Below are 10,150 nucleotides of genomic sequence, written 5' to 3'. Positions count from 1 at the left end.
TCACGGCCCGGCCGCAGCGCGCTGGCTGGAAACACGGTCTACACCGTCCTTCCCGGCGAGTCGGCGGACGCGGCGCGGCGCTGGGTGCGCGATCTCACGGCGGCCATGCCCGAAGCCGTCGGCGTTGCGGCCGGCATCAGTGGACCGGCCGACGTGGCGGACCTCGTCGCCGCGCGCCGGGAGGCCGACGAGTGTCTGGCGCTGCATGAATCCGGCGGCGGGGCGCCGCCGGCGTACGACGAGGCGTGGGACGAGATCCTGCTGCAGCGGCTGCGCACCGCGGCGCGAGCCGGCCGGTTGCCGGACCGGGGACCGGTCGCCGATTTGCGTCGCCACGACCAAGCGAACTCGACGGACTACGTCGGCACGCTGCGAGCCTGGCTGGAGGCCCAGGGCGACCCGGTGCGTGCGGGGGAGCGGTTGGGGGTGCACGAGAACACCGTGCGATACCGGCTGCGCAAGATGGCCGAGATAACCAACCTGCCGCTGGACGACGCCAAGAAGCGGCTGGCGATGACGATCGAGTTGGCCGCCACCGACACGGACTGACGCCCCGCGCACTGTCGGAACACGACAATGCGCGGCGGCAGCGTTGTCCGACTGGGGCAAGCCCGTGGTCTTGATCCCGGCCACCATGGAGTTGTCAACCAATGCCCCGGTTTGAGGTGACCGTCCCATGACTACTCCGCGCCCCGACGAGATGGAAACCCTCGAGGTTTCCGCGCGCGTGCCGCCGCTCCTCGCGCGGCTGTTCGGCCTGAACCCGTTGGTGCGCACCATCGACCGCGTCGAAGCGTTGTGTCTTGTGCTCGCGTTCGTGGTTTCGATCGTCGCCCTTCCCGTCGCGGCCGCCGTCGGGACCGCGGTCCACGACTCCCGCAGCCGCGTCTATGCCGCGCAGGCGCAGACCCGCCAGAAAGTCACCGCGACCATCACGGGGGACAGCGACGCCGGCCGGAACCTGTCCAGCCCGACCGTCGCCGCGCCGGCGCGCTGGTTCGTCGCGGGTTCCGAACACACCGGCCTGGTTGTCGTCGAGCGGACCGCCAAACCCGGTGACCGCGTGGATATTTGGGTGGACGAGCAAGGTCTGCCGGTCGGCAAGCCGGTGTTTTCCGCATCGGACGAGGCAGTGGCGACCGCAACGGCCATCTGGTTCGGCGTCGTCATCGGGGCGGCGACGCTATTCGGGATGGCGCGCATCCTCATCGACCGCAAGCGCCACGCCGGCTGGCAGCGGGACTTCGACCGCATGGTCGCCGACCGCACCGCCGATTAGCCGCGGCTCACCGACTTCAAGCACCTGCCCGCCGCGGGCGCCGAGTCGTCAGGGGCGGTTGCCCACCGCGGCCCGTCCCTGACGACACTTTCCGATATGAAAGAAGTAAACGAAAATGCATGATACACAACCAATTTGGCTGACCCGGCACGAATACGGCCGCCTGGTGGGCGAGCTCACGGCGCTGCGCTCTCGGCGCAGCATCGAAGTGCCGGACGACTTCATGGACTACGACGCCAACCGGATCGCGCGCTACTCGGCGCGCCGGGCGCGCATCCGTGAAATCGAGGATCTGCTGGCTCGCGCCATCGTGACGGAGGACAGGACCGCCGCCGAGCCGGGAACGATCGTCACCATCCGGTACGAGGACACCGGCGAAACCGAAACCTTTCGGCTGGGCCGGTACGGCGCCAAGGACGGCAACATCAAGGTGTACTCGACCCTGTCGCCGCTGGGCCGCGCGATTGCCGGTGCGCGTCCGGGGGAACGACGGGTCTACTCGATTCCCGACGGCGCCGACCTGATCGTGACGCTGATCAGCGCGGTGCCCGACGTCGCCGTGGTCGCATGATCCTCGAGCTGGTCGACCCCGTGGCCATGCTGTTTCTCTTGATGGCGACGGCTGGGCTCGTCGTGGCCGTCGCCTACGGCAAATCGGACGGCCGATAATCATCGCGCACGCGGCGAGGCCGGGCCACAATGACGAGATGAGTCCAGAATCTGCCCGCAAGCGGCGACTTCGCGTGTCCGCGCTCGCGGCGGTCGCCAACCCGTCGTACACGCGCGTCGACACCTGGAACCTGCTCGACGACGCCTGCCGCCACCTGCGCGACGTCGACCTCGCCGGCCTGGACAAGACGCACGACATCGCCCGGGTGAAGCGCCTGATGGACCGCATCGCCGCCTACGAGCGGTACTGGCTGTACCCCGGCGCGGCCAACCTCGCGACGTTTCGCGCCCACCTGGAGGGCCTTTCGACGGTGCGCCTCAGCGAGGAGGTGTCGCTGGCGGTGCGCCTGCTGAGTGAGTACGGCGACCGCGCCGGGCTCTTCGACACCACCGCGTCGCTGGCCGAGCAGGAGCTGGTCGCCCAGGCCAAACAGCAGCAGTTCTACACCGTGCTGCTCGCCGACGACGCCCCGTCGACGGCCCCCGACAGCCTGGCCGAGTGCCTGCGGGCGCTGCGCAGCCCGTCCGACGACGTGCAGTACGAGCTGCTGGTGGTGGGCAGCATCGAGGACGCCATCACCGCGGTCGCGCTGAACGGCGAGATCCAGGCCGCGATCATCCGCCACGACCTGCCGCTGCGCTCGCATGACCGGGTGCCGCTGATGAACACGCTGCTGGGCGCCGCCTGCGAGGATGCGCTGACGACGGAAACCCAGGATTGGGTGGAATGCGCCGAGTGGATACGGGAGCTGCGGCCGCACATCGACCTGTACCTGCTCACCGACGAGTCGATCGCCGCGGAGACCGAGGACGAACCCGACGTCTACGATCGGACGTTCTACCGGCTCAACGATGTCACCGACCTCAACAGCACCGTGCTCGCGGGCTTGCGAAACCGTTTCGCCACACCATTTTTCGACGCCCTGCGCGCCTACGCGGGGGCGCCGGTCGGCCAGTTCCACGCGCTCCCCGTCGCGCGGGGCGCCAGCATCTTCAACTCAAAATCCCTGCAGGACATGGGGGAGTTCTACGGCCGCAACATCTTCATGGCCGAGACCTCGAGCACCTCCGGCGGCCTGGACTCGCTGCTGGACCCGCACGGCAACATCAAGAAGGCGATGGACAAGGCCGCGGTCACGTGGAATGCCAACAACACCTACTTCGTCACCAACGGGACGTCCACCGCCAACAAGATCGTCGTGCAGGCCCTGACGCGACCGGGCGACATCGTCCTCATCGACCGCAACTGCCACAAGTCGCACCACTACGGCCTGGTGCTCGCCGGCGCCTACCCGCTGTACCTGGACGCCTACCCGCTGCCCGAGTACGCGATCTACGGGGCCGTGTCGCTGCACACGATCAAAAAGGCGCTGCTGGACCTCGAGGCGGCCGGCCAGCTGGACCGGGTCCGCATGCTGCTGCTGACCAACTGCACCTTCGACGGCGTCGTCTACAACCCGCGCCGGGTGATGGAGGAGGTGCTGGCGATCAAGCCAGACATCTGCTTTCTGTGGGACGAGGCGTGGTACGCGTTCGCGACCGCGGTGCCATGGGCGCGGCAGCGCACCGCGATGGTGTCCGCGGAACGCCTCGAGCAGATGCTGGCGTCCCCGGAATACGCTGCGGAGTACCGGGATTGGGCCGCATCGATGGAGGGAGTGCCGCGTTCCGAGTGGGTCGATCGGCGGCTGCTTCCCGACCCGGCCCGCGCGCGCGTTCGCGTCTACGCGACGCACTCCACGCACAAATCGCTGTCGGCGTTCCGGCAGGCGTCGATGGTGCACGTTCGCGACCAGGACTTCAAGGCGCTCACCCGCGACGCCTTCGTCGAGGCGTTCTTGACGCACACCTCGACGTCGCCGAACCAGCAGCTGTTGGCGTCGCTGGACCTGGCGCGCCGGCAGGTCGACATCGAGGGCTTCGAGTTGGTTCGCAACGTCTACAACATGGCCCTGATCTTTCGCCACCGCGTCCGCAAGGACCGGCTGATCGGCAAGTGGTTCCGCATCCTCGACGAGTCCGACCTGGTGCCCGACGAGTTCCGCGCGTCGTCCGTCAGCTCCTACCGCGAGGTTCGGCAGGGCGCCCTGGCGGAGTGGAACGAGGCGTGGCGGTCGGACCAGTTCGTGCTCGACGCGACGCGGGTCACCCTGTTCATCGGCAAGACCGGCATGAACGGCTACGACTTCCGCGAGAAGATCCTGATGGAGCGGTTCGGAATTCAGATCAACAAGACGTCCATCAACAGCGTGCTGCTGATCTTCACCATCGGGGTCACCTGGTCGAGCGTGCACTACCTGCTCGACGTGCTGCGGCGCATCGCGACCGACTTCGAGCGCAGACAGAGCATCGGCGGCAAGGACGACCGTGCCCTGCAACAGCGCCGGGTCGAGGAGATCACCGAGGACCTGCCGCACCTGCCGGATTTCAGCGAATTCGACATGGCGTTCCGCCCCGTCGACGCCTGCATGTTCGGCGACATGCGGTCGGCCTTCTACGCCGGATACGAGGAGTCGGATCGCGAGCACGTGCTGATCGGCATGGCGGGCCGGCGGCTCGCGGAGGGCCGGACGCTGGTGTCCACGACGTTCGTGGTGCCCTACCCGCCGGGCTTCCCGGTGCTGGTCCCGGGCCAGGTGGTCTCCAAGGAGATCGTCTATTTCCTGGCCCAGCTCGACGTCAAGGAGATCCACGGCTACAACCCCGACCTGGGGTTGTCGGTCTTCACCGACGCCGCGCTGGCGCGCATGGAGGCCCAACGCAGCGCGGCGACGGCCGCGGTCGGTTCGGCATACCCCGCCTTCGAGCTACCGGCCGACGCGTCGGCGCGCAACGGCGACAGCGTCGTGCAGGCGGTGAGCGGGGGCGGCTGAGCGCCGCTATCCGGCCACGGCCGGCCAGTCCGACAGGCCCTGCCGGATTCCGCGGGCGATCGCGTCTTGGCGCGCGGGGCTGCCGGCGGGAGCCGTCCGTTGGCAGCTGCAGCTGAGACTGCTGAACGCGCTAGGGTCGGCGCTCGCCGTCGCCGATCCGACGACGCCGGCACCCACGCAAACGGCAACGCCGATCAGGACTTTGCTGGTCAATATCGTCAACTTTCCCATGACAATTCCAGCGTAGGCGCGGGTCGCTGGGAATCTGCTGGGAAGGCTTGGGAATCAGGGGGTTTCCGCCGCCGCGCGGTCTTCCGGGTGACCGGGGTGGCGTCCCGCACGCTGCGGCAACACGACGACCAACGCGACGACGATCGCGGCGATCACCGCCGACGCCAGGGGGCGGCTCAGCGCGAGGCCGCCGTCGGCGACCGGCTTGTCGATGAAGTCGCCGACGGTTGCGCCCAGCGGCCTGGTGAGGATGAAGGCCACCCAGAACAGGGCGACGCGCGAGATGCCGGTCCAGTAGTACAGGGCAACGACCACGAGCAGGGCCGCGCCGAACACCAGTGCGCCGCGTTCGTAGCCGAATCCGCGGGTGTCGGCGAGCCAGTCGCCGAGCGCGGTGCCGAGAGTCTGCGAAAACGTGATCGTGGCCCAGTAGAACGCCTCGACCTTCGGCGTCGAAACGGTGCTCACCGACACCGTGCCCTGCGTCCAGCGCCACAGCCCCAGGGTCGCCAGGAGCAGGCTCAACAGCAACAGCGATCCGCCCGTGTAGCCGATCCCCAGTTGTCGGTCGGCGAAGTCGGCCAGCGTCGTGCCGAACGTCGTCGACGCCACGATGGTGGCCCAGTACAGGCTCGCGTGGAATTGCTTGGCGAAGATCTGCGCGACGACCAGGGCGACGAGCGCGACGCCGAATAGCGCGACCCCCGCGGCGTAACCCCAGTTCAGCGTCATCGTGACGGTGTCGCCACCCGTCTCGCCCAGCGTCGTCGCCAGGATCTTGATCACCCAGAAGCCCAGGGTGACCGCAGGAACCTTGGTCAAGGCGTGTTTGGCCGCGTCATCAGTCACGTAGTTGATCCTCCCACGGCGTCCCAGGCTATGCGTCCCCTATGAATTTCGGCGTGGCGATAAGGCGTTCAACATGTTTCAGGCCGCGCGTGACGGCGCATATCGGTGTCCACATTAAACGATGCTATGAAACACCTTAATATTCAATAAGTTTGGCGCGCCGCGATCCCGGGTGCCCGCCAAACGCTGTGGCAACATTGTTGAATGGGTGCGCGGTGGTCGATCATGGCCGTCTCGTTGGGGGTGACGGCGACGTCCTTCCTTTTCATCAACGGCGTGGCGTTCCTCATTCCCTCGCTTGAGTCACACCGCGGCATGTCGCTGCCGGCGGCGGTCCTGCTGTCGTCGATGCCCAGCTGGGGCATGGTGGTCACGCTGGTCTTCTGGGGTTACGTGCTGGACCGGGTCGGCGAGCGCACCGTGCTCACGTCGGGCTCGGCGCTGACGGCGGCCGCCGCATACGCCGCGGCGACGGCCCATTCGGTGCTCATGATCGGTGTGTTCCTGTTCATCGGCGGGATGGCCGCGGCGAGCTGCAACACGGCCGGCGGCCGGCTGGTGTCGGCCTGGTTCCCGCCCCGCCAGCGCGGGCTGGCGATGGGCATCCGCCAAACCGCGCAGCCCTTGGGAATTGCCTTGGGGGCGTTGGTGGTACCGGAGTTGTCCGAAAGCGGCCCGCACCGCGGGCTGATGTTCCTCGCGGTGATGTGCACGATCGCGGCGGTGGCCAGCGCGATCGGAATCATTGATCCGCCAAGGAAATCCCGCACGGCGGCGGCGGTGGAGGAACTGGCCAGCCCGTATCGCGGCTCGTCCGTGTTGTGGCGCATCCACGCGGTCGCCGGCCTGCTGATGATCCCGCAGACGGTGACCGTGACGTTCATGCTCGTGTGGTTGATGCATCGCCACGGTTGGTCGGTGGCGGCCGCGGGCGGCCTGGTCACCCTGACCCAGGTGCTGGGCGCCGCGGGCCGAATCGCGGTGGGGCGGTGGTCCGATCGTGTCGGCTCGCGAATGCGCCCGGTGCGCGCGATCGCCATCGCCGCCGCGGTGGCGCTATTCGTGCTCGCCCTCACCGACGGCACGGGTTCGGGTTACGACGTGTTGCTGATGGTCGCCGTCTCGGTGCTCGCCGTCCTCGACAACGGGCTGGAGGCCACCGCGATCACGGAGTTCGCCGGGCCGTTCTGGAGCGGACGGGCGCTGGGCCTGCAGAACACGACGCAACGGCTGATGGCCGCGGCCGGGCCGCCGCTGTTCGGCGCGGTGATCGCGGCGGCCGAATACCCTGCGGCCTGGGCGCTGTGCGGGTTGTTCCCGCTGGCGGCGGCGCCGCTGGTGCCCGCCGGGTTGGTGCCGCCCGGCCTGGACAGCCGGCCGCCGCCGCCGGAGCGAGAACTGGCCGGCGCGTCGCGACCGTAGTTTTCGCTCACCGGGATCGCAAAGACGTCGCCGTTGGCCAGGTGGCGCAATAGGGCGGTGGGTGCGGCTTTTTGCTGGTCGCCGCCGAATCGCGCCCGGCGCAATGCCTCGATACGGTCCCGGGGGCCGCGTTTGACCGCCCCGGGCGGGCCGCCGGGCCGCGTTAGCGTGACGGCGTGGCGCAACCACTACCGATTCGCGGACCTTTAGAGGGGTCCCGATCCGACCGTGCCCGCCGGGTGGCCGACGTGTTGCGCCAGCAGATTCACGCCGGCGCCTACCCCGACGCGCTGCCGGCCGAGCACGAGCTGGCGGCCGAATTCGCGGTGTCGCGCAACACCGTTCGCGAGGCGCTGGCGGTCCTGAAGAACGAGGGACTGATCGACCGCGGCCCGAAGGTCGGCACGCACGTCGCCCAGCGCAAGTATGCCCACGGCCTCGACGCGCTGCTGGGGCTCAAGGAGACCTTCAAACACCTCGGCGAGGTGCGCAACGAGGTGCGCGCCGCCATGCCGGTGACCGCCCCGCCGTCGGTGGCGCGCCGGCTGGGGCTTCAGGCGGGCGGGCAGGCGGTGTTCGTCGAGCGGTTGCGATACCTGGGCGACCTGCCGCTCAGCCTCGACCTGACCTACCTGGCCCCGGACATCGGGAGCCGGATCCTGGACTACCCGCTCGAGACCAACGACATCTTTGCGCTCATCGAGGAGGTGAGCGGGCAGCGGCTGGGTTCGGCGTCGCTGGCGCTGGAGGCCATCCCCGCCGACGCGCACTCGGCGGCCACATTGCAGGTCCCCGACGGGGCGGCGCTGCTCATGCTGGAGCGGCTCACCAGCCTCGACGACGGCAGGCCCGTCGACCTCGAGTACATCCGGATGCGTGGTGATCGAATCACCATGCGCGGCAGCCTGATTAGGAGCAAGCCATGACGCTGGTCAACAACCGCGCCGACGTACCCGTCACGATCGACGAGTCGCTGTGCATCGACGGCTGCACCCTGTGCGTCGAGGTCTGCCCGCTGGACGCGCTGGCCATCGACCCCGACACCGGCAAGGCCTACATGCATGTCGACGAATGCTGGTACTGCGGCCCCTGCGCGGCCCGCTGCCCCACCGGAGCCGTCACCGTCAACATGCCCTACCTGTTACGCTGATGAAACGCCAAGCCGCACGGCTGATCTCGATCGCCGCCGTTATCGTCGCCGTCGTTTCCGGCTGCTCGCTGGAGTCGTTCTCGCAATCCTCCGGCGTCGTCAACGTCGTGGTGGGATACCAGTCCAAGACCATTAACACCGTGACCGCGGGCACGCTGCTGCGCGCACAGGGCTACCTGGAGCACCGACTCGCCGACATCACCACGCGCACCGGGACCCGATACGCGGTGCGCTGGCAGGACTACGACACCGGCGCCCCGATCACCGCGCAGATGCTCGCCGAGAAGATCGACATCGGCTCGATGGGCGATTACCCGATGCTGATCAACGGCTCCAAGACGCAGGCCAACGCGCTGGCCCGCACGGAGATGGTGTCGGTCACCGGCTACAACCCGCGCGGCGCGCTGAACATGGTTGTGGTGGCTCCTGATTCGCCGGCGACCACGCTGGGCGACCTGGCCGGCGCCAAAGTGTCGGCCAGCGTGGGCTCGGCGGGCCACGGCACGCTGGTGCGCGCCCTGGCCAAGGCCGGCGTCGGCGGCGTGGAGGTGCTCAACCAGCAGCCGCAGATCGGCGCGTCCGCCCTGGAATCCGGTCAGGTGCAGGGGCTTTCGCAGTTCGTCGCGTGGCCGGGGCTGCTGGTATATCAGGGCAAGGCCAAGCTGCTCTACGACGGTGCCGAGCTGAACCTGCCCACCCTGCACGGCGTGGTGGTGCGGCGCTCGTACGCGTCGGCCCACCCGGAGGTGCTGGCGGCGTTCCTGCAGGCGCAACTAGACGCGACCGATTTCCTCAACTCCAAGCCGCTGGAGGCCGCGCGGATCGTCGCGCAGGGCAGCGGGCTGCCGCAGGAGGTGGTGTACCTCTACAACGGCCCCGGCGGCACCTCGTTCGACACCACGCTGAAACCGTCGCTGGTCGACGCGCTGAAAAGCGATGTGCCGTACCTGAAGTCGATCGGTGACTTCGCCGACCTCGACGTGGGAAAGTTCGTCGTGGACACACCGCTGCGCGCGGTGTTCGCCGCCCGCGGGCTCGACTATGACGCGACGCGGGCGCGCGCCGTCAACCCGTCGGTGCTCGCCGGCGACCCCGCGCTCGCCAGCGAGCTGTGGCTGGACGGCTCCGAAACCACCCAAACCATCGCCAATCCCACCGCCCTGCTGCAGGCGATCAGGGATGCCGCCGCCCGCGGCGTGAAGGTCCGCGCGGCCTACGTTCCCGACGCGGAGCTGGGAACGCGGTGGTTCGCCGACAAGGCCGTCTGGGTGCGGGACGGCCAGAACTATCTGCCCTTCGGCACCGTCGCCGGGGCCCGTCGCTACACCGCTGCCCACCCCGGCAGCGTCGCCGTGAATTACCAACAAGCACTGGGAGGTTCGGTATGACCGCCGAATTGAGCGAACGGGTCGTGGGTGCCGTCCCGCTGCCCGCCCTGGCGACCCCGCGCCCGTCGGCCTGGGCGGGGCGGTCGTGGCGGTCGTGGCTCGTGCGGGTGGCGTCGGTGGCCGCCGCCATCGGGCTGTGGCAGCTCCTCACCGCCGGCAAGGTGCGCGCGGTGCTGCGGTTCGACACCCTGCCGACGGTCACCCAGATCGTGACCGCGCTGCACCGCCGGCTGGGCGCCTACGAGTACTGGCTCGACCTGGCGCAGTCGCTGCTGCGGATCCTCACCGG

9 protein-coding genes and 2 pseudogenes are annotated in these 10,150 nt (G+C 68.8%); 9 read left to right on the top strand and 2 right to left on the bottom strand.

What is annotated here, in order from left to right; all coding sequences use genetic code 11:
* The 4 genes from A5712_RS08985 to A5712_RS08970 form a co-directional block, all read left to right on the top strand.
* Positions 1-549: CdaR family transcriptional regulator (locus tag A5712_RS08985; RefSeq protein WP_197519345.1), on the top strand; the 549-nt coding region annotated here is incomplete at its 5' end.
* Positions 550-676: 127 nt separating this feature from the next.
* Positions 677-1,279: a hypothetical protein gene (locus A5712_RS08980; RefSeq protein ID WP_082973355.1), complete on the top strand. Its 603-nt coding sequence runs from the start codon at positions 677-679 to the stop codon at positions 1,277-1,279.
* Between the two features lie 115 nt (positions 1,280-1,394).
* A complete protein-coding gene (locus tag A5712_RS08975) occupies positions 1,395-1,850 on the top strand; it encodes a GreA/GreB family elongation factor (RefSeq protein WP_068103682.1) in 456 nt (151 codons plus the stop codon).
* Between the two features lie 136 nt (positions 1,851-1,986).
* Positions 1,987-4,821, top strand: a complete 2,835-nt coding sequence (locus tag A5712_RS08970) for an aminotransferase class I/II-fold pyridoxal phosphate-dependent enzyme (RefSeq protein WP_068103679.1) — start codon at positions 1,987-1,989, stop codon at positions 4,819-4,821.
* Between the two features lie 6 nt (positions 4,822-4,827).
* Here A5712_RS08970 and A5712_RS08965 read toward each other — a convergent pair whose 3' ends face one another.
* Together A5712_RS08965 and A5712_RS08960 are read right to left on the bottom strand one after the other, a co-directional pair.
* On the bottom strand, positions 4,828-5,052 hold the full coding sequence (locus tag A5712_RS08965; protein ID WP_068103677.1) for a hypothetical protein: 225 nt from the start codon (positions 5,050-5,052) through the stop codon (positions 4,828-4,830).
* Between the two features lie 54 nt (positions 5,053-5,106).
* Positions 5,107-5,901, bottom strand: a complete 795-nt coding sequence (locus A5712_RS08960; protein WP_068103675.1) for a hypothetical protein — start codon at positions 5,899-5,901, stop codon at positions 5,107-5,109.
* Between the two features lie 204 nt (positions 5,902-6,105).
* Between A5712_RS08960 and A5712_RS08955 the strand changes: the two are divergent.
* The 5 genes and pseudogenes from A5712_RS08955 to A5712_RS08935 form a co-directional block, all read left to right on the top strand.
* Positions 6,106-7,459 (top strand): annotated as a pseudogene (locus tag A5712_RS08955) (MFS transporter).
* Positions 7,460-7,499: 40 nt separating this feature from the next.
* Positions 7,500-8,249, top strand: a complete 750-nt coding sequence (locus A5712_RS08950; protein WP_068103671.1) for a GntR family transcriptional regulator — start codon at positions 7,500-7,502, stop codon at positions 8,247-8,249.
* A complete protein-coding gene (locus A5712_RS08945) occupies positions 8,246-8,473 on the top strand; it encodes a ferredoxin family protein (protein WP_067152101.1) in 228 nt (75 codons plus the stop codon). Before A5712_RS08950 ends, A5712_RS08945 begins: the two co-directional genes overlap by 4 nt.
* Positions 8,473-9,861 (top strand): ABC transporter substrate-binding protein, encoded by a 1,389-nt coding sequence (locus A5712_RS08940; protein WP_068103669.1) that lies wholly within the window; start codon positions 8,473-8,475, stop codon positions 9,859-9,861. The genes A5712_RS08945 and A5712_RS08940 overlap by 1 nt, the downstream gene beginning before the upstream one ends.
* Positions 9,858-10,150 (top strand): annotated as a pseudogene (locus tag A5712_RS08935) (ABC transporter permease); the annotation flags it as partial. The gene A5712_RS08940 and the pseudogene A5712_RS08935, both read left to right, overlap by 4 nt.

The sequence above is a fragment of the Mycobacterium sp. E2327 genome, from assembly GCF_001672675.1.
In the GTDB taxonomy this organism is placed as follows: domain Bacteria; phylum Actinomycetota; class Actinomycetes; order Mycobacteriales; family Mycobacteriaceae; genus Mycobacterium.
This window is presented reverse-complemented; position numbering and strand designations above follow the sequence as displayed.

What these genes read in the sequence shown, in the direction of transcription:
- A5712_RS08965 (WP_068103677.1), bottom strand. Translation starts at nt 5,052, where the DNA reads ATGGGAAAGTTGACGATATTGACCAGCAAAGTCCTGATCGGCGTTGCC.
- A5712_RS08970 (WP_068103679.1), top strand. Translation starts at nt 1,987, where the DNA reads ATGAGTCCAGAATCTGCCCGCAAGCGGCGACTTCGCGTGTCCGCGCTC.
- A5712_RS08940 (WP_068103669.1), top strand. Translation starts at nt 8,473, where the DNA reads ATGAAACGCCAAGCCGCACGGCTGATCTCGATCGCCGCCGTTATCGTC.
- A5712_RS08980 (WP_082973355.1), top strand. Translation starts at nt 677, where the DNA reads ATGACTACTCCGCGCCCCGACGAGATGGAAACCCTCGAGGTTTCCGCG.
- A5712_RS08975 (WP_068103682.1), top strand. Translation starts at nt 1,395, where the DNA reads ATGCATGATACACAACCAATTTGGCTGACCCGGCACGAATACGGCCGC.
- A5712_RS08945 (WP_067152101.1), top strand. Translation starts at nt 8,246, where the DNA reads ATGACGCTGGTCAACAACCGCGCCGACGTACCCGTCACGATCGACGAG.